At 68.9% G+C, this 18,075-nt stretch carries 15 protein-coding genes; 2 read left to right on the forward strand and 13 right to left on the reverse strand.

Going from position 1 to position 18,075, the window contains the following annotated elements:
• Positions 1 to 9 precede the first annotated feature (9 nt).
• Positions 10 to 2,256, forward strand: a complete 2,247-nt coding sequence (locus AC3A6J_RS22640) for a phosphocholine-specific phospholipase C (RefSeq protein ID WP_487862247.1) — start codon at positions 10 to 12, stop codon at positions 2,254 to 2,256.
• An 11-nt stretch (positions 2,257 to 2,267) separates the two neighbouring features.
• On the opposite strand, the gene AC3A6J_RS22645 is transcribed toward AC3A6J_RS22640, so the two are convergent.
• From AC3A6J_RS22645 to AC3A6J_RS22690, 10 genes are all read right to left on the reverse strand, one after another.
• Complete coding sequence (locus AC3A6J_RS22645; protein WP_487862248.1) at positions 2,268 to 3,509, reverse strand: pyridoxal phosphate-dependent decarboxylase family protein; 1,242 nt, start codon at positions 3,507 to 3,509, stop codon at positions 2,268 to 2,270.
• Between the two features lie 7 nt (positions 3,510 to 3,516).
• Positions 3,517 to 4,332: an ABC transporter permease gene (locus AC3A6J_RS22650; RefSeq protein WP_487862249.1), complete on the reverse strand. Its 816-nt coding sequence runs from the start codon at positions 4,330 to 4,332 to the stop codon at positions 3,517 to 3,519.
• The gene (locus tag AC3A6J_RS22655) at positions 4,329 to 5,165 is read right to left on the reverse strand and encodes an ABC transporter ATP-binding protein (protein WP_487862250.1); all 837 of its coding nucleotides are present in this window, start codon (positions 5,163 to 5,165) and stop codon (positions 4,329 to 4,331) included. The genes AC3A6J_RS22650 and AC3A6J_RS22655 overlap by 4 nt, the downstream gene beginning before the upstream one ends.
• A gap of 4 nt (positions 5,166 to 5,169) precedes the next feature.
• On the reverse strand, positions 5,170 to 6,213 hold the full coding sequence (locus AC3A6J_RS22660) for a taurine ABC transporter substrate-binding protein (protein ID WP_487862251.1): 1,044 nt from the start codon (positions 6,211 to 6,213) through the stop codon (positions 5,170 to 5,172).
• A gap of 117 nt (positions 6,214 to 6,330) precedes the next feature.
• Positions 6,331 to 7,053, reverse strand: a complete 723-nt coding sequence (locus AC3A6J_RS22665; RefSeq protein ID WP_487862252.1) for a GntR family transcriptional regulator — start codon at positions 7,051 to 7,053, stop codon at positions 6,331 to 6,333.
• A 19-nt stretch (positions 7,054 to 7,072) separates the two neighbouring features.
• Positions 7,073 to 8,338 carry an MFS transporter gene (locus AC3A6J_RS22670; protein WP_487862253.1) on the reverse strand — a complete coding sequence of 422 codons (1,266 nt, stop codon included), beginning with the start codon at positions 8,336 to 8,338 and terminating at the stop codon, positions 7,073 to 7,075.
• Between the two features lie 119 nt (positions 8,339 to 8,457).
• Positions 8,458 to 8,589: a hypothetical protein gene (locus AC3A6J_RS22675; protein WP_487862254.1), complete on the reverse strand. Its 132-nt coding sequence runs from the start codon at positions 8,587 to 8,589 to the stop codon at positions 8,458 to 8,460.
• 87 nt (positions 8,590 to 8,676) lie between these two features.
• Positions 8,677 to 10,392 carry a putative 2-aminoethylphosphonate ABC transporter permease subunit gene (locus AC3A6J_RS22680; RefSeq protein ID WP_487862255.1) on the reverse strand — a complete coding sequence of 572 codons (1,716 nt, stop codon included), beginning with the start codon at positions 10,390 to 10,392 and terminating at the stop codon, positions 8,677 to 8,679.
• Between the two features lie 6 nt (positions 10,393 to 10,398).
• On the reverse strand, positions 10,399 to 11,484 hold the full coding sequence (locus AC3A6J_RS22685; RefSeq protein ID WP_487862307.1) for an ABC transporter ATP-binding protein: 1,086 nt from the start codon (positions 11,482 to 11,484) through the stop codon (positions 10,399 to 10,401).
• Between the two features lie 14 nt (positions 11,485 to 11,498).
• The gene (locus AC3A6J_RS22690) at positions 11,499 to 12,533 is read right to left on the reverse strand and encodes a putative 2-aminoethylphosphonate ABC transporter substrate-binding protein (protein ID WP_487862256.1); all 1,035 of its coding nucleotides are present in this window, start codon (positions 12,531 to 12,533) and stop codon (positions 11,499 to 11,501) included.
• Between the two features lie 244 nt (positions 12,534 to 12,777).
• Between AC3A6J_RS22690 and AC3A6J_RS22695 the strand changes: the two genes are divergently transcribed.
• Positions 12,778 to 14,574, forward strand: a complete 1,797-nt coding sequence (locus AC3A6J_RS22695) for an ABC transporter ATP-binding protein/permease (protein ID WP_487862257.1) — start codon at positions 12,778 to 12,780, stop codon at positions 14,572 to 14,574.
• Here the strand turns inward: AC3A6J_RS22695 and queC are convergent.
• From queC to AC3A6J_RS22710, 3 genes are read right to left on the reverse strand one after another with little or no spacing between them, the layout of a single operon-like run.
• Positions 14,523 to 15,260 (reverse strand): 7-cyano-7-deazaguanine synthase QueC, encoded by a 738-nt coding sequence (queC, locus tag AC3A6J_RS22700; protein ID WP_487862258.1) that lies wholly within the window; start codon positions 15,258 to 15,260, stop codon positions 14,523 to 14,525. The genes AC3A6J_RS22695 and queC overlap by 52 nt on opposite strands.
• Positions 15,261 to 15,276: 16 nt before the next feature.
• Entirely contained in the window at positions 15,277 to 15,768 is a 492-nt protein-coding gene (locus AC3A6J_RS22705) for a cyanophycin metabolism-associated DUF1854 family protein (protein WP_487862259.1), read from the reverse strand.
• On the reverse strand, positions 15,765 to 18,050 hold the full coding sequence (locus AC3A6J_RS22710; protein WP_487862260.1) for a cyanophycin metabolism-associated ABC transporter: 2,286 nt from the start codon (positions 18,048 to 18,050) through the stop codon (positions 15,765 to 15,767). Before AC3A6J_RS22710 ends, AC3A6J_RS22705 begins: the two co-directional genes overlap by 4 nt.
• Positions 18,051 to 18,075 lie beyond the last annotated feature (25 nt).

Consider the following 18,075-nt stretch of genomic DNA (forward strand, 5'->3'; position numbering starts at 1 on the left):
GCGACCGACATGACCACCCGCCGCAAGTTCCTCACCGGCAGCGCCGCCACCGGTGCCGCTGCGCTCGCGCTCTCGGCCTTTCCCCCGAGCATCCGCCGCGCGCTCGCCATCCCCGCCAACAACAAGACGGGCACCCTCAACGACGTCGAGCACATCGTCATCTTGATGCAGGAGAACCGTTCGTTCGACCACTACTTCGGCACGCTCATGGGCGTTCGCGGCTTCGGCGACCGCTTCACCATTCCGCTGCCCAAGGGCATGAACGTCTGGCAGCAGAGCGATGCCACCGGCAACACCGTGTTGCCCTACCACCTCGACAGTTCCAAAGGCAATGCCCAGCGCGACGGCGGCACGCCGCACGACTGGGCCGACAGCCAGGACGCCTGGGACGGCGGGCGCATGCACCAATGGGCGCGCTACAAGACCAGCCAGTCGATGGGCTACCACAAGCAAGCCGAGGTGCCGTTCCAGTTCGCGCTGGCGAACGCCTTCACGCTCTGCGATGCCTACCACTGCAGCATGCACACCGGCACCGATGCGAACCGGGCCTTTCACCTGACCGGCACCAACGGACCGACCGCCTCCAACACCGCCTTCGTGACCAACGAGTGGGATTGGATCAGCGGCCTGCCCGACTCGCCCAACGTGGGCTACACCTGGAAGACCTATGCCGAGCGCCTCGAGGAAGCGGGCGTGCGCTGGATCAGCTACCAGAACATGCCCGACGAATGGGGCGACAACATGCTCGGCGCTTTCCGGCAGTTCCGCCAGGCCAACGTCGACTCGGGCTATCCGGTGTCGAGCGGCGGCGAACCCAACAAGCCCTACGCGAACACCGGCCAGCCGCTGCCCTACAAGGCCTACGACCGCACCACCGACGACGCCAGGAGCCCGTTGTACAAGGGCATCGCGAACACGCTGCCGGGCACCTGCCCCGAGGACTACCTCGACGCCTTTCGACGCGACGTGCGCGAAGGCACGCTGCCGCAGGTCGCCTGGATGAGCGCGCCGTCGATCTACTGCGAGCACCCCGGGCCGTCGAGCCCGGTGCAGGGCGCCTGGTTCGTGCAGGAGGTGCTGGACGCGCTCACCGCCGTGCCCGAGGTCTGGAGCAAGACCGTGCTGATCGTCAATTTCGATGAGAACGACGGCTACTTCGACCACGTGCCCTCGCCGTCGCCGCCCTCGATCAATCCCGACGGCACGCCCGCGGGCAAGACCACGCTGTCCGACAGCGCACTGCTCCCCGAGTACTTCACCCAGCCCGCGCCGATCGGCAGCACCAAGCAGCCCACACCCGACGGCCGCGTGTACGGCCCCGGCCCGCGCGTGCCGATGTACGTGATCTCGCCCTGGAGCCGCGGCGGCTGGGTCAATTCGCAGGCCTTCGACCACACCTCGGTGCTGCGCTTCATCGAGGCGCGCTTCGGCGTGCAGGAGCCGAACATCAGCGCGTTCCGCCGCGCGGTGTGCGGCGACCTCACGAGCGCCTTCAACTTCGCCACACCCAACGACGAGCCGCTGCCCGCGCTGGCTGGCCGCGTCAGCCGCACCGAGGCCGACCAGATCCGCGTCAACCAGGAGAAGCTGGACCACGTGCCGCTGCCGCTCGACCCGCAGTTGCCGCGCCAGGCCAGCGGCACGCGGCCTTCGCGCGCGCTGCCGTACGAGCTGCACGCCAGTGCGCGCGTGGCGCCGCTCGACGGCACGCTGCAGTTGCTGATGGCGAACACCGGCACTGCGGCCGCGGTGTTCCACGTGTACGACAAGCTCAACCTCGACCGGCTCCCGCGCCGCTACATGCTCGAGGCCGGCAAGACGCTCGACGATGTGTGGACGGCGGGCCGCGACAACAGCGGCTTCTACGACCTCTGGCTGCTCGGCCCCAACGGCTTTCACCGCCACTTCAAGGGCGACCTCGGCAGCTTGCGCGTCGCCGATGCGTCGAGCCCCGAGGTGCGCGTGTGCTACGACATCGCCAACGGCAACGTGTACCTCGAGATGCGCAACACGGGCGCGAGGGCCTGCAGGTTCACGGCGCGCGCCAAGGCCTACCGCGAGGACGGCCCGTGGACCACGACGGTGCAGCCCGGCGGCAAGGCCGAGCAGCACTGGGACCTGGCTTCGAGCGGCGCCTGGTATGACTTCGTCGTGACGTGCGATGCCGACGCGTCCTGGGCGCGCCGTTTCGCGGGCCGCGTCGAGACCGGCCGGCATTCGGTCAGCGACCCGGCCATGGGCCTGGGCGAACGCTGAACTTCACAACCTCAGTATTGCGCCTTCACCTCGGGCGCATTCCCGTTCGCCAGCGTCGCCGGGTCCCGCAGCACCGCGGCCACGTCGGCCAGGTACTGCCCGACGACGGGCTCGTGCGTGAGGTTGAGCATGTGGTGGATGCCCGCGGGCTGCTGCACGTAGCCCACGGTCCAGCCGCGCTCGCCGAGCCCGTGGCCGATCGCGCCCATGTCGCGCGTGGGCGAACCGAAGGCGAAGATCGACAGCTGGGGCCGGCCCAGCGTGGGCAGGCCGAGTGCGTCGAGGCCCTGCTGCATCGCGCGCCGCGTGGCGAGCACGCGCTCGGTCACGCGCAGGTAGCCTTCGTGGCCCAGGTAGTTCATCACCGCCCATGCCGCGGCGATGGCGCCGCCCGCGCGCGTGCCCACCAGCGTGTGCGTGAAGTACTGGCCGCGCGGCCAGTCGTCGAAGTAGTAGCCCATCAGCGCGAACGCATCGGGGTCCGCGAAGAACAGCGTCGACGCGCCCTTGGCGGTGTAGCCGTACTTGTGCAGGTCGGCCGAGATCGAGGTGACGCCCTCGACCGCGAAGTCGAAGTCGGGAACGTCCGCGCCGAGCGCGCGCGCAAACGGCGCAAAGTAGCCGCCCACGCAGGCATCGACATGCATCCAGGTGCCGTGTTCGCGCGCCAGCGCTGCAATCTCGGAAATGGGGTCAACCACGCCGTGCGGGAACGCGGGCGCCGAGCCGACGACCATCGCGGTGTCGGGCGTGACCGCCGCGCGCATCGCCGCCGGGTCGGCGCGAAAATCGGCCGCGAGCGGCGTGCGCACCGGCGTGAGCCCGAGAAAGTACGCGGCCTTGTCGAAGGCCGGGTGCGCACTGTGCGGCATGACGATCTGCGGCCGCCCCATGCCGGGCCGCCGTGCCAGCGCGCGGTCGCGCGCGCACTTCACCGCCAGGAAGATGCTCTCGGTGCCGCCCGTGGTCATGGCGCCGCGCGCCTCGGGGCCGCCGTGCAGCAGGCCCAGGCCCATCTCCACGACTTCGCGCTCGAACTTCGCGAGGCTCGCGAACGCGCGCGGCCCGAGTCCGTTCTCGGAGAAGTACATCAGGTAGGCCTGCTTTGCCACGTCGAGCACGTCTTCGCCCGCGTAGTGGATGAACATCGGCACGCGGCCGCGGCGCCAGTCCACGTCGCCTTCGCCGGCTTCCTTGAGCTGCCGCTGCAGTTCGGGCCAGGGCGTGCCGCTGGCCGGGAGTGTCATTGCCATGAGTGAGTCATCCTTCCTTGCCGCCCCAGTGGACGACCTTGTTTTCGAGCGCCCGCGCCAGCAGGTCGAGCAGGTAGCCGAGCACCGCCATGATCAGCGCGCCGACGATCACGACATTGGTGAGCAGGAAGTCGGAGGCCGACATCGCCATGTACGCGATGCCCGCGTTGGTGGCGATCATCTCGGCGCCCACCAACATCGTCACGCCCAGGCCGATGCTCACGCGGATGCCGGTGAAGATGCCCGGCAGGCTCGCCGGGAAGATCACACGCCGGAAGATCATGGCGCGCGACGCGCCGAGCGCCATCGCGGCCTGCACCTTGCGGCGGCCCACCGCGCGCACCGCCTGCATCGAGCTGATCGACAGGATCGGGAACAGCGCGAGCACGATGATCACGATCTTCGACACTTCGCCGATGCCGAACCAGATGATCAGAAGCGGCAGCAGCGCGAGCTTGGGCATCGGCCGCGTGATCTCGATCGGCGGATCGAGCACGGCCTTGACCGTTTCGTTCATGCCCATCCACAGGCCCAGCGGCACCGCGACCAGCACGGTGAGCCCAAACGCCACGCCGAAGCGGAACAGGCTGATGCCCAGGTGGTGCGCGAGCGTCTTGCCCTGGTAGCCGTTCTCCATCAGCTGCCAGAAGGTCTGCCACACCGCCATCGGCGACGGCAGGAAGAGCGGCGCGACGAAGGGCTTGTCGCCCACCAGCGGCACGGTGAGCAGCAGCCAGAGCGCCAGCAGCACGGCGAACGAGCCCAGATTGATCCAGCGCGAGCGCCCGCGCGCGCCCGAGCGGGCGTTGGATGCACCGCTCATCGCTGCGCCTCCTGGTGCTGCGCCGCCAGCGCCTCTTCGCGCAGCAGCCCGAAGATCTCGGCCTTCATGCGCGCGAACTCGGCGCTCGCGACCACCGCCGGGTCGTCGCTCTGCGCAAAGGTGGGATGAAACGTCGCCTTGATGCGCCCGGGCCGCGCCGACATCACGACCACCTCGGTCGCGAGGAACAGCGCCTCGTCGATGCTGTGCGTGATCCACAGCACGGTCTTGCGCGTCTCCTGCCAGATGCGCTTGATCTCCTCCTGCAGCAGCTCGCGCGTCTGCGCGTCGAGCGCCGCGAAGGGCTCGTCCATCAGCAGGATCTCGGGCGAATTGGCGAGCGCGCGCGCAATGCCGACGCGCTGCTGCATGCCGCCCGAAAGCTCGTACGGGTAGCGCTTCGCAAAGCCGGTGAGTCCGACCATCTCGAGGTAGTGCGACGCGATGCGCGTGGCCTCGGCCGCCGGTTTGCCGGTGGCGAGCGGGCCGAAGGCCACGTTGTCGATCACCCGCATCCAGGTGAAGAGCGCGCCCTGCTGAAACACCACGCCGCGGCGCGGGTCGGGGCCGCGCACCGGCAGGCCGTCCATCAGCACGCGGCCGGCCGTGGGCTGCTCGAAGCCCGCGACGATGTTCAGCAGCGTGCTCTTGCCGCAGCCCGAGGGGCCGAGCAGGCAGGTGAAGGCGCCCTGCGCGATGTCGAGCGTGATCGGCTCCAGCGCCTGCACCGCATCGGGCCCGTCGCCGAAGCGCTTGGAGACGCCCTCGAAGCGAACCTTGGGCGCGCCGGCGGCCGGCGCCGGCTGCGCCGTTCCTGTGTGTGCCGCTCCCATGGCCTCAGGCGGCCATCTTCGCGACGAAGCTCGCATCGACGAGCCCGCTCAGGTCCTTCGGCATCGCCGTGATCTGGCCCGCCTCGAACAGGAACTGCGCCTGCGTCTGCAGCGTCTTGAGCACGCCCGTGTCCTTCTCGCCGGGCTTGCCCATCCACTGGCTCGTCAGCTGCTCGCGCGCGGGCACCGGGTAGAAGGTGTTGAGCGAGCGCATCACCGTGGCCTCGTCGACGTTGAGGAACTTGGTCATCGTCTCGACCACTTCCTTCGGCTCCTGCTTGAAGGTGCGCGCGATCTGCTCGTAGTCCTTGAGGAAGGCCAGCACCAGGTCGGGCGACTTCTGCTTGAACTCGTCGCGCACCAGCAGGCCGTCGAAGATCACCAGGCCCTGCTTGTTGAGGTCGCCGGTCTTGAAGATGATCTTGCCGCCGTCGTCGGTGAGCCGCGGCACCACCGGCACCCAGATGTAGCTGGCATCGATTTCGCGGCGCTGCCAGGCCGAGGCGATCTGGTCGGCGCGCATGTTGATGAGCTGTACGTCCGAAAGGCCCAGGCCCGCGGTCTTGAGCGCGGCCACCGCCGCGAAGTGCACCGAGGTGTTGAACGGCAGGCCGATCTTCTTGCCCTTGAGGCCCGCCACGGTGGTGATGCCCGATTGGCCCTGCACCACCAGGCATTCGCTGTCGACGATGTTCTTGTAGACGTAGACCATCGAGGCCTTCAGCCCGTTGGCGTAGCCGACCATCATGGGGCTCGAGCCGATGTTGCACATGTCGAGGCTCCCGCCGGCCATCGCCGAGATCACCTCGGAGCCGGCGCGCACGGTGACGAAATCGGCACTCACGCCTGCGCCGAAGGTCTTGGCCACCAGGTTCTTCGCACGGATGTAGTTCTGCGCGTCGATGGCACCGAAGGTGCCGAGCCGGACCGCGCGCGCCTGCGCGGCGGCCGGCGCCGAAGCCCCCATCAACAGCGCGCCGGCGGACGACGCGACGAGCATGTGGGCGCTCGCCAGATGGAACTCGCGGCGGGAGAGATTCAGCTTCATGCGACGGCCTTTCCTGAACAAACAAGGAACTGGCGCCCCGCACACCGGGGGCCTGGCACGCACTTTAGGCGATCAGAATATATTCTGCGTACGCAGAAACCCGAATCCCGCGCAACTTCAGGGCTTGAGCAGCCGGATCAGGTAGCGCGACCCGTGCGTCAGGTCGTCGCGCATCGCCTGCCCCAGCGCGTCGCCATCGCGCCGGCGCAGTGCATCCATGGCCACGCGATGCGTCTCGTGCCCTGTGAGGCTGCCACAGTACTGCGGAAACAGCAGGTTCAGCGTGGGGCCCACGCGCAACCACAGGCTTTCGATAATGCGGATCAGGATGGGCTGGCCCGAGGCGCGATATATCGAAAGATGGAACTCAGTGTTCTGGACCAGCGTGCGGTGCGCATCGCCGGCCTGGATCGCCGCCAGGTGCGCCTGCATCACGCCGTCGAGCCGCTCGATCTCGTCATTCGAGATGCGCGGCGCGGCCTCTTTCGCGGCCAGGCATTCGAGTTCCATGCGGATCTTGAGGATCTCGCGGTAGGTCTCGACACCGAGCCGCGGCACGCGGATCGTGCGGCCATTGACCACTTCGAGCCCGTGCTCCACCACCAGCCGCTGCACCGCCTCGCGCACGGGCGTGAGGCTCACCCCCTGATTCTCGGCGACGCCACGCACGGTGAGCACCTGCTCGGGCAGCAGCGCGCCGGTCATCAGCGACTGGCGCAGCTGCTGGTAGACCTGGTCGGTCAGCGTGTCGCCGCCGCGCACCGCGGTCTCCTCGGGCATGGCGGGGCGCGCGGCGGCGCGGGCGGGCCGCCGGGAAGGCGACGAGGTCTGCTGGGGCATGGGAACAGGTGTTCGGCGGTCAGTGGGTCGGCTTGAATATACTCTGCCGCCTTGCGATCACCGTCACCCGCCACAGCAGCATGGCCGCGATCGACACGTTCACCAGGTTCCACGCGATGCCGTTGAGGAAGGCGGCGTGGTAGCTGCCGGTGAGGTCGAACACCTTGCCCGACATCCATCCGCCGAGCGCCATGCCGAACAGCGTGAACATCAGCACCGTGCCCACGCGCGCGCCCGCCTCGGACGCCGGGAAATGCTCGCGCACGATGATCGCGTACGACGGCACGATGCCGCCCTGGAACAGCCCGAAGAGCGCCGACACCACGAACAGCGGCACCAGTCCGTCGAAGGGCAGGAACAGCAGCAGCGCGACGCACTGCAGCGCGCCGCCGAGCAGCAGCGTGCGCAGCCCGCCGATGCGATCGCAGATCGCCCCCGACACCAGCCGGCTCACCACGCCGAAGGCCAGCATCAGCGACAGCATCTGCGCGCCGCGCGCGGCACCGAAGCCCAGGTCGCTGCAGTACGCCACGATGTGCACCTGCGGCATCGCCATGGCCACGCAGCAGGCCACGCCAGCGACGCACAGCAGGCCTTGCGCGGTGCCCAGGCTGAGCCCGAAAGGCCGGAGGGCATTGCGCACCGCGGCGCTGCCGGCAGCCGCGGTGCCGGCCGGTGCAGCCGCCGCGATCGGCGGTCGCGCGCGGAAGAACAAGGCCAGCACCACCATCGTGAGGCCGCAGAAGACGCCCATGCCGATGTAGGTCTGGCGCCAGCCCACCGTCTCGATGAAGTGCTGCACGATCGGCGGCCACACCGCGCCGGCCACGTAGTTGCCGCTCGCGCATACGGCCACCGCGATGCCGCGGCGCTTGACGAACCAGAGCGAGGTGTCGGCCACCAGCGGCGCAAAGGCCACGGAGCTGCCGAGCAGACCCACAAGCAGCGTCTGCGCGATGGTGAACGACACGATGCCGTCGGCCAGGCCCGAGGCGATGTAGCCGAGCCCGAGAAACACCGCACCGCCGAGCAGCGGCCACATCACGCCGAAGCGGTCGGCGAGCTTGCCCATCAGCACGCCGCCGATGCCGAAGCCCAGCATCAGCAGCGTGTAGGGCAGCGAGGCATCGGCGCGCGCGATGCCGAACTCGGCCTGCACCGACGGCAGCATCACCGACACCACGTACATGCCGCTGCTGCCCACCGTCATGACGAGCAGCGTGAGCCCGAGCCGCACCATGGCATAGCGGGAGTCGGGCTGGTGCCTTGCGGCCGTGGTCTCCATCGTGGTTCTCTCTTGTATGCGCCGGGCGCCGCGAACGTGGGCGTCGAGCATACAAGGCGCGGCGAGATCGCGCAGGAAGGCACCGCGCCGCCGCGATGGCGGCGCGCGCGGCGACCGGATCAGGCCAGCGAAGGCGCGGCGAGCGACACCGCCGCGGCCTTGGGCATCGGCCCGCCGGGCTTGGGCTTGTCGTCGCAGCCGGCGGCCAGCAGGCCGAGGCAGAAGAAGAGTGCGGTCAAGAGGGTTCGCATGGGCCGCATGCTAGGCCTGCGCCGCCCCCGGTCAAGTCGGACGTGAGCCCGATCCGGCCACCGCCGCAAGCGCGCCAGGCCCGGCCTTCAGCGCTGCCGCCACTGCTGCGTGCGCGCCAGCGCCCACCGCCCGGCGAGCGCGAACAGCCCGCGGCCGACCGCCGCCGTGAGCATGATCAGCGACGCCATCGCCGCGGCCGGCGCCACGTCGCCGGCGTCGTCCATGTTGAGCACCGCGATCGCGGCCAGCGTAGTCTGTGGCGAATAGAGGAAGACCACGGCCGACACGGTGGTCATCGCGTTGACGAAGAAGTAGCCGCCGACGTTCAGCACCGTCGGCAGCGCCACCGGCAGGTGCACGCGCCACAGCGTGCGCCAGAACGGCACGCCCATCGACTCCGACACCAGCTCGTACTCGCGGTCGAGCTGGCGCAGCGCGGTGAGCGCGGTGAGGTGCGCCACCGAGAAGAAGTGCGCCACCGTGCAGACGACCAGGATCGTCATGCTGCCGTAGATGGCGCGCAGCGGGTTCGAAGGCGAGATGAAGAAGAAGATGTAGCCCACGCCGAGCACCAGCCCGGGCACCGCGAGCGGCAGGTTGGCCAGCAGGTTCAGCAGTTCGCGCAGCAGGCCGAAGCGCCTCGGCTTCTCGACCAAGTAGGCCGAGACGAAGGTGGCCAGCGCGCCGGCCACCGCCGCGCAGAGCGCGAGCCGCAACGAGTTGAAGTAGCTGCCCCAGCCACCGCCGTCCATGTTGCCGAAGTCGTAGTTCTTCAGCGAGGGCGCGAGCTGGTAGGGCCAGTAGGTCGCGAGCGATGCGAACACGGCCATGCCGATCATCACGAGGATGGCGCAGGCGGTGAGCGCGCAGAACACGAAAAGCGCCCGGTCGCGTGCGGCCACCGGCTCGGGCCGATAGGGCGTGGCGCGCGCGGACAACGCCGCCGACTGCCTGCCGCGCACATGCCGTTCGACCAGGAACGACAGCAGCGCCGGAACCAGCAGCACCAGCCCGACCACCGCGCCCATCTGGAAGTTCTGCTGCCCGACCACCTGCTTGTAGATGTCGGTGGCGAGCACGCCGGTCTGGCCACCCACCACCTTGGGCACGCCGAAGTCGGTGATGACGAGCACGAACACCACCATCGCGGCCACGATCAGCCCGTAGCGCGTCGACGGCAGCGTCACGGTGCGGAACATGCGCCAGCGCGAGGCGCCGAGCGTCTGCGCGGCCTCGTAGAGCCGGCCGTCGGAGGTGGCCATGGCCGTGGTGAGGATCAGGAGCGCATGCGGCAGCGTCCAGAACACCGAGCCCAGCACGATGCCGAGCGGTCCGTAGATCGACGTGTCGCCGAAGAGGCCCTTGAAGATGCCCTGGTTGCCGAAGAGGTAGACGAGGCTGATGGCCGGCAGCAGCGAAGGCGCGAGCAGCGGCACCAGCGCCACCGCGCGCAGCACGCCCTTGGCGGGCATGCACGAGAGCGTGAGGCCGTAGGCGTACACGTAGGCCAGCGTCGTGCAGGCCACCGCGCTCACGGCCGCGATCCAGACGCTGTTGAATGCCGACTGCACGAGCGCCGGACTGTCGAGGTAGCGCGCGAAGTTGGCCAGGCCGACGAAGGCGCCCGTGCGGTCGAAGAAGCTCTGGCCCACGAGCGCACCGACCGGCAGCGCCACGATCAGCACCAGCAGCGCCACCATCGCCAGCACGGCCGCGCCGGTGAGCCAGCGCTCGCGGTCGAACGCGCTGCTGCGCGGCATCGCCATCGGCATGACGGCGATGGCCTGGGGGCTGCTGCTCATGCTTTTTCAGTGCGCCAGGACCGACAGCGCATTCAAGGGCAGCTGGATGTGCACCATGCTGCTGGGGGCCAGGGGCTCCTCGCCGCCGTAGCGCGCATCGGCCGGCAACTCGGCCTCGATCTCGATGCCGAGCGGCTCGCAGGCCAGCCGCGCGGAGGTGCGGTTGCCGAAGAATTCCGTGTCGAGCAGGCGCGCTGCGAAGCTGTTGGCACCCAGCTCGGTGCCGAAGCGCTTCACCACCACGTGTTCGGGGCGGATGCCCACGGTGGCCTGCGAACCGATGCCCAGGGCACCGAGGTGGCCCGGCGTGCAGAACAGCTCGCTGTCGCGCACGCGCACCTTGCCGTCGGCCACGATGGTCGCGGGCAGCATGTTCATGCGGCCGACGAAGCCCGCGACGAAGCGGGTGCGCGGCTGGCGGTAGAGCTCGTCGGGCGTGCCGGCCTGCTCGATGCACCCGTCGTGCATCAGCACCACGCGGTCGGCCATCGAGAGCGCCTCTTCCTGGTCGTGCGTGACCATGATCGTGACGATGCCCAGGCGCTTCTGCAGCGCGCGGATCTCGCTGCGCAGGCTGGCGCGCACCTGCGCGTCGAGCGCCGAGAGCGGCTCGTCGAGCAGCAGCAGCCGTGGATTGGGCGCGAGCGCACGCGCCAGTGCCACGCGCTGCTGCTGGCCGCCCGAGAGTTGCACCGGGTATTTGTCGGCATGCGCCGTGAGTCCAACGAGGTCGAGCATCTCGCGCGAACGCTTGGCCATCTCGCGCGCGAGCGCGCCCGTGGGATGCAGGCCATACGCGATGTTCTGCGCCGCCGTGAGGTTGGGAAAGAGCGCATACGACTGGAACACCACGCCGAAGCTGCGCGCCGCGGGCGGCAGGCCCGCGATGTCCTGGCCGCCGAGCAGGATCTGCCCGCGGTCCGCGCGCTCGATGCCGCAGACGATGCGCAGCAGCGTGGTCTTTCCGCAGCCCGAAGGCCCGAGCAGGCAGACGAACTCGCCCGGCTCGATGTCGAGGTCGATGCCGTCGAGCACGCGGCTGGCACCGAAGGATTTTTCGATGCCGCGCAGGGACAGGAAGCTGGTGGTCATCTCGGTCCGCTGGCTCACATCGGCTTCTTTTCCGACTTCGATTCGTAGCGCTTCGACCACTCGGTGAGGATGCGCTCGCGGTTGGCCGCGGCCCAGGTGAAGTCGTTCTTGGCGAGCAGCTTCTCGACGTCGCCCGGCACGAATTCGAGCTTCTCCTGGATGCCCGGCAGCGCGAGCACCGCGAAGTTCTTGGCGTAGAGCGCGTTGGCCTGCTTCGTCACGGCCCAGTCGGCGAGCGCACGGGCGGCGTCCTGCTTCTTGCTGGTCTTGAGGATGCCGGTGGCCTCCATGTCCCAGCCCAGGCCTTCCTTGGGCAGCACGATGTCGATCGGCGCGCCGTCGCGCTTGGTCTTGTCGGCACGGTATTCGAACGACATGCCGAGCGCGAACTCACCGGCGCCGGCCTGGCGGCAGGGCTTGCTGCCCGACTGGCTGTAGATGCCGATGTTCTGGTGCAGCGCGTCCATGTACTTCCACGCGTTCTCCTCGCCCATCATCTGGATCCAGCCCGAGACCATCAGGTAGCCGGTGCCCGACGCAGCCGGGTTGGGCATGGTGATCTGGCCCTTGTAGACCGGGTTCACGAGTTCGGCCCAGCTGGTGGGCTTGGGCAGGTTCTTCTTCTGCGCCTCGACGGTGTTGAAGCAGATGGCCGACGACCACACGTTCATGCCGACCCACTTGGGCGGGTTCGCGGGGTCGCGCATCGTGGGCTTGACGGCCTCGAGGCCCTTGGGGGCGTAAGGTTGCAGCATGCCTTCCTTGTCCAGCAGCATCAGCGAGGTGGCGGCCAGGCCCCACACCACGTCGGCCTGGGGGTTGGCCTTCTCGGCCAGCAGCTTGGCGGTGACGATGCCCGTCGAGTCGCGCACGAACTTCAGCGCGATGGACGGATTCTCCTTTTCGAAGGCGGCCTTGTAGGCCTGCATCTGGTCGGCTTCGAGCGCGGTGTAGACCAGCAGTTCGGTGCGGCCCTGGGCCGAGGCGGCAAAGGCCAGCGAGAGCAAGGCAGCGGGCACGGCGGCGCGGCGGATGAAACGAAGCAGCATGGTGGGGGAGTCCCTCGAAGGAGTGGGCAGAAAGACGAGAAGAAGACGCGGAAGAAAGTACGCAGCGCAAGGCCTGGAACGCGCGATGCTCGCAGCGCCATGTGACAAGGATTTGTCATCCGCGTCACGCCGCTGTCACAACCGCGCCGCTGCGGCTGTCGCATTTCAGGGCGGCTTAAGAAATCTGTCTACGATCGCTCCCTCACGGTCCCCGCGCGCGAGCGCCTGTCGAGGAAAAACCTGCATGTCATCTTCCGCCAATGAACGCGCCCGAAGCTTCGTCCAGGTGCTGCGCCGCATCTTCGCGCTCGCGGTGCCCTATTTCCGCTCCGAGGAGAAATGGCGCGCCCGGACCATGTTCGCGGCCATCGTCGCGCTGAACCTGGCCTACGTGTACGCGCTGGTGCTCTTCAACCAGTGGTACGGGCGCTTCTACGATGCGCTGCAGAACAAGGACGCCACGGTGTTCTGGCGCGAGATCCAGGTGTTCGGCATCCTCGCGTTCTTCAACATCGCGCTGCAGGTGCTCAAGTTCTACGTGACGCAGCTGCTGCAATTGCGCTGGCGCGCCTGGATGACGCGCAGCTACCTGGGCCGCTGGATGGCCAACCGCACCTTCTACGAGCTCGAGCTCGCGCGCTATGCCAAGGGCGACGGCACCACGCCCGACAACCCCGACCAGCGGATCCAGGAAGACATGCACCTGTTCACGAGCGCGACCATGACGCTGTCGATGGGCCTACTCAACGCGGTGGTCACGCTGGTGAGCTTCGTCGGCATCCTGTGGGGGCTGTCGGGCACGGTGATGCTGCCATTCGGCGGCAGCAGCTACGAGATCGCGGGCTCGATGGTCTGGCTCGCGCTGGTCTACTGCGTGGTGGGCACGGTCATCACCCACTACATCGGCCGGCCGCTGATCGGGCTCAACTTCCGCCAGCAGCGCTTCGAGGCCGACTTCCGGCACCATCTGGTGCGCGTGCGCGAATACAGCGAGGCGATCGCGCTCGACCGCGGCGAGACCGTGGAGCGCGGCCAGCTCGACCTGCGCTTCGGCTCTGTGCTGCGCAACTACCTCGCGCTCATCAAGCAGCAGAAGAACCTGGTCACCTTCACGGCCTTCTTCAGCCAGGCGGCGGTGATCTTCCCGTTCATCGTGGCGGCGCCGCGCTTCTTCAGCGGCGCGATCCAGCTCGGCCAGCTGATGCAGATCTCCACCGCCTTCGGCCGCGTGCAGGATTCGCTGAGCTGGTTCGTCGACAACTACGACAATGTGGCCGCCTGGCGCGCCACGGCCGACCGCCTGACGAGCTTCGACGACGCGATCCGTGCGCGCACCGAGCAGGCACGCGCGCTGGAGCGCAGCGACGCCGAGGTGCTGCACACCGATGGCCTCTCGCTCAGCCTGCCGACCGGCCGGCCGCTGCTCGCGGACGCCGCGCTCTCGGCGGCCGCGGGCGAGAGCGTGCTGGTGCAGGGCCCCTCGGGCAGCGGCAAGTCGACGCTGTTCCGCGCCTTCGCGGGAATCTGGCCCTTTGCGCGCGGCCGCGTGCAGGTTCCGGCCGACGCGATGTTCATGCCGCAGCGCCCCTACGTGCCCGACGGTCCGCTGCGCCAGGCGCTGGCCTATCCCGAGGACGCCGCGAAATACAGCGACGCCGAACTGCGCCAGGCGCTCGACGACGCGCTGCTGCCCGATCTGGCGGTGCGGCTGGACGACAGCGACGCCTGGAGCCAGAAGCTCTCGGGCGGCGAGCAGCAGCGGCTGGCGATCGCGCGCGTGCTGCTCAAGAAGCCGCGCTGGATCTTCGCCGACGAGATCACGAGCGCGCTCGACGCGACGGCCGAGCGCACGGTCTACCAGCGGCTCGCGCAAATGGTGAAGGCCCGCGGCGGTGCGATGGTGTCGATCGCGCACCGCGCGGCGGTGGGCGAGTTCCACACCCAGCGCTGGACGCTGGTGCCCGACACCGCCGAAGGCGCCGCGGCGCGCTACACCGTCGAGGTCGCGCCCTCGGCCGCACCGGCCGGCGCCGCCACGTAGCGCTCCCAGCCCTTCTTGCGCAGGTCGCAGGCAGGGCATTCGCCGCAGCCGTAGCCCCAGGCCTGGCGGTGCGCGCGGTCGCCGAGGTAGCAGGTGTGGGTTTCTTCGACGATCAGGTCGACCAGCGGCGCGCCGCCCAGCCGATGCGCGAGCTGCCAGGTCTCGGCCTTGTCGATCCACATCAGCGGCGTCTCGATGACCAGGCGCCGCTCCAGGCCGAGCGACAGCGCGAGCTGCATCGCCTTCATGGTGTCGTCGCGGCAGTCGGGGTAGCCTGAAAAGTCGGTCTCGCAGACGCCGGTGACGATCACCTGCAGCCCGCGCCGGTACGCAAGCGCGCCGGCGAGCGTGAGGAACAGCAGGTTGCGCCCGGGCACGAAGGTGTTCGGCAGGCCGTCGGCCTGCATCTCGAACGCGACTTCTTCAGTCAGCGACGAGCCGCCGAGCTGCGCCAGTGCGGCGAGCGTGAGCACGTGATCCTGCCCGAGGCGCGGCGCCCAGTCGGGAAAGCGCTCGCGCAGCTTGGCGAGCACGGTGCCGCGCACGTCGAGCTCCACGCGGTGGCGCTGGCCGTAGTCGAAGCCCAGCGTTTCGACGCGCTGGTACTTCGACAGCGCATCGGCCAGGCAGGTGGTCGAATCCTGGCCGCCCGAGAACAGGACCAGCGCGGTGGTGTGAAGAGGCATGTGCGTTTCGTTTTCTTCAGAGAAAGCGCTCGAGGAGCTTGCGCGAGGCGCGGTCCAGCGCCTTGGGATCGGGAATGCGGAACTGCACGCCGTGCGCGCTCGCGATCAGCAGCGCGCCGCCGTCGATCCGGCGAATATCTTCCTCGGCCTTGAGCACGAAGCGGGTCTCGCCGCGGTCGGTGCTCACGGTCCAGGTGCTCGGCACGCCGAAGCTCGAGACGCTGTGCAGCCGCAGCAGCGTGGGTGCGAAGTCGCGCACCGCGAGCTCGGCTTCGAGCAGCGTGCGCACCGGTGCCGGCAGCTGCTCGAGGCGATCGATCCAGACCAGCTCGCGGCCGTCGCTGCCGACCAGCGACACGCCCTCGCCCGGCGCGCTGAGCGGAAAGGCACGCACCGGCGTCACGCCCGCATGGCGCTCGCCGCGTGCATCGGTCAGCACCAGCCGGCCGAAGCCGTCGCGCTCCAGCGTGAAGCCCTGTTCGATGGAGGGGTGGGTGTGGGCGTTCATGCGTCTCCTGCCGGATGGGCCGCGTGGCTGATCAGCGGCGCGAGCACGCCCGCGCGCTCGTCGACGGCGCCTTCGCTCGCGTCGTCGTCGGCCTGCCGCAGCTGCGCCTGGTAGAGCCGCCAGTAGGCGCCCTGCTTCTCCATCAGCGCGTCGTGCGGCCCGACCTCGACCACCTCGCCGCGGTCCATCACCACCAGCCGGTCGGCCTTGCGCAAGGTCGAGAGGCGGTGCGCAATCGCGATGGTGGTGCGGCCCTGCACCAGGTTGTCGAGCGCCTTCTGGATCTCCTTCTCGGTCTCGGTGTCGACGGCCGAGGTTGCCTCGTCGAGGATCAGGATGCGCGGATCGATCAAGAGCGCGCGCGCGATGCTGATGCGCTGGCGCTCGCCGCCCGAGAGCCCCTGGCCGCGCTCGCCCACGAGCGAGTCGTAGCCGTGCGCAAGGCGCAGGATGAAGTCGTGCGCATGCGCGGCGCGCGCGGCGGCCACGATCTCCTCGCGCGTGGCATCGGGCTTGCCGTAGGCGATGTTCTGCGCAATGGTGCCGAAGAACAGGAAAGGCTCCTGCAGCACCAGGCCCACGTGGCGCCGGTAGTCGGCCACCGCGAAGCGCCGGATGTCGGTGCCGTCGACCTTGATGGCGCCGTCGGTCACGTCGTAGAAGCGGCAGATCAGGTTGACCAGCGTGCTCTTGCCCGAGCCGCTGTGGCCCACCAGGCCGATCATCTCGCCGGGCTCGATCGTGAGGTCGAGGTCGTGGATCACCGCGCGCGAGCCGTAGCGAAAGCCCAGCCCGCTCATCTCGATGCGGCCCTGCACGCGCGGGACCTTCACGGGGTTCGCGGGTTCGGGCACGTTGCTCACGTGGTCGAGGATGTCGAAGATGCGCTTGGCGCCGGCCGCCGCCTTCTGCGTGACCGAGACGATGCGGCTCATGGAGTCGAGCCGCGTGTAGAAGCGCCCGATGTACGCGATGAACGCGGTGAGCACGCCCACCGTGATGCTGCCGCGCGCCACCTGCCAGATGCCGAAGCCCCAGACCACGAGCAGCCCGATCTCGGTCAGCAGCGACACGGTGGGCGTGAACAGCGACCAGGTCCGGTTGAGCTTGTCGTTGACCTGCAGGTTGTAGGCGTTGGCGACGCGGAAGCGCTCGGCCTCGCGGCGCTCCTGCGCAAAGGCCTTGACCACGCGGATGCCCGGGATCGTGTCGGCCAGCACGTTGGTCACCTCGGACCAGACGCGGTCGATCTTCTCGAAGCCGGTGCGCAGCCGGTCGCGCACCACGTGGATCATCCAGGCGATGAAGGGCAGCGGCACCAGCGTGACCACGGCGAGCAGCGGGTTGATCGAGAACAGGATGGTCGCGGTCATCACGATCATCAGCACGTCGTTGGCGAAGTCGAGCGCGTGCAGCGACAGGAACACGTTGATGCGGTCGGTCTCCGAACCGATGCGCGCCATCAGGTCGCCGGTGCGCTTGCCGCCGAAATAGTCGAGCGGCAGCGTCAGCAGGTGCTCGTAGGTACTGGTGCGCAGGTCGGCGCCGATGCGCTCCGAGACCAGCGCGAGCAGGTAGGTGCGCGCCCAGCCCAGGCCCCAGCCGAGCAGCGCCGCGCCGAGCAAGCCGCCGAGGTACAGCGCCACGCGCGACGGGTCGATCGTCTGTCCGTTCTGGAACGGAATCAGGATGTCGTCCATCAGCGGGATGGTCAGGTACGGCGGCACCAGGCTGGCGGCCGTGGAGATTAGGGTCAGCACGAAGCCCGCGATCAGCTGTTTGCGGTAAGGTCGCGCGAAGCGGCCCAGGCGCAGCAGCACCCAGGTCGATGGCGGCGTCTGCAGCTCGGTGTCGACCGCGGCCTCGTCGCCGTCGGCTTCGGCTGTCGCCTCAGCGACAGCGGCGCCATTCGCGCGCTGCCCGAAGATTTTCAGCAGTTTCAGCGCGGCCGGCTGGTGCACCAGGGTGTAGCGCCAGCGCGCCAGCAGCCCGGCGGCGCCGGCGAGGTCGAGCGTGCCGACGCCGGCATGGTCGTTCAGACGCAACGTCAGTCCCAAATCGGACAGTGGCCACTCACACCATTGGCCGGCCGGGCCGAGCGCCACCAGGCGCCGGTCGGTCAGGGCCAGCAGGCCGGAGGTAAACCTAAGTTCTTCGTCGAGGTCAACCGCCAGTGTGACCAGAACGTTTTCGGCGGCTGCGAGGCGGCTTTTCAGCGCGGCTGAAGCCGCCGTCTCTGTATCTTCACCCTCCCGGGTGCCGACTGGATCGTGATGTTGCATCGTGTTGATTTGACTCTTGCCCGTC

This window comes from Variovorax sp. Soil_C_39, assembly GCF_057656815.1.

Excerpts from the sequence above, each read along its gene's own strand:
- AC3A6J_RS22705 (WP_487862259.1), bottom strand. The coding sequence starts at position 15,768 with ATGAACGCCCACACCCACCCCTCCATCGAACAGGGCTTCACGCTGGAG.
- AC3A6J_RS22640 (WP_487862247.1), top strand. The coding sequence starts at position 10 with ATGACCACCCGCCGCAAGTTCCTCACCGGCAGCGCCGCCACCGGTGCC.
- AC3A6J_RS22675 (WP_487862254.1), bottom strand. The coding sequence starts at position 8,589 with ATGCGAACCCTCTTGACCGCACTCTTCTTCTGCCTCGGCCTGCTGGCC.
- AC3A6J_RS22680 (WP_487862255.1), bottom strand. The coding sequence starts at position 10,392 with ATGAGCAGCAGCCCCCAGGCCATCGCCGTCATGCCGATGGCGATGCCG.
- queC (WP_487862258.1), bottom strand. The coding sequence starts at position 15,260 with ATGCCTCTTCACACCACCGCGCTGGTCCTGTTCTCGGGCGGCCAGGAT.
- AC3A6J_RS22655 (WP_487862250.1), bottom strand. The coding sequence starts at position 5,165 with ATGGGAGCGGCACACACAGGAACGGCGCAGCCGGCGCCGGCCGCCGGC.
- AC3A6J_RS22710 (WP_487862260.1), bottom strand. The coding sequence starts at position 18,050 with ATGCAACATCACGATCCAGTCGGCACCCGGGAGGGTGAAGATACAGAG.
- AC3A6J_RS22695 (WP_487862257.1), top strand. The coding sequence starts at position 12,778 with ATGTCATCTTCCGCCAATGAACGCGCCCGAAGCTTCGTCCAGGTGCTG.
- AC3A6J_RS22665 (WP_487862252.1), bottom strand. The coding sequence starts at position 7,053 with ATGCCCCAGCAGACCTCGTCGCCTTCCCGGCGGCCCGCCCGCGCCGCC.
- AC3A6J_RS22645 (WP_487862248.1), bottom strand. The coding sequence starts at position 3,509 with ATGGCAATGACACTCCCGGCCAGCGGCACGCCCTGGCCCGAACTGCAG.
- AC3A6J_RS22690 (WP_487862256.1), bottom strand. The coding sequence starts at position 12,533 with ATGCTGCTTCGTTTCATCCGCCGCGCCGCCGTGCCCGCTGCCTTGCTC.
- AC3A6J_RS22670 (WP_487862253.1), bottom strand. The coding sequence starts at position 8,338 with ATGGAGACCACGGCCGCAAGGCACCAGCCCGACTCCCGCTATGCCATG.
- AC3A6J_RS22685 (WP_487862307.1), bottom strand. The coding sequence starts at position 11,484 with ATGACCACCAGCTTCCTGTCCCTGCGCGGCATCGAAAAATCCTTCGGT.
- AC3A6J_RS22650 (WP_487862249.1), bottom strand. The coding sequence starts at position 4,332 with ATGAGCGGTGCATCCAACGCCCGCTCGGGCGCGCGCGGGCGCTCGCGC.
- AC3A6J_RS22660 (WP_487862251.1), bottom strand. The coding sequence starts at position 6,213 with ATGAAGCTGAATCTCTCCCGCCGCGAGTTCCATCTGGCGAGCGCCCAC.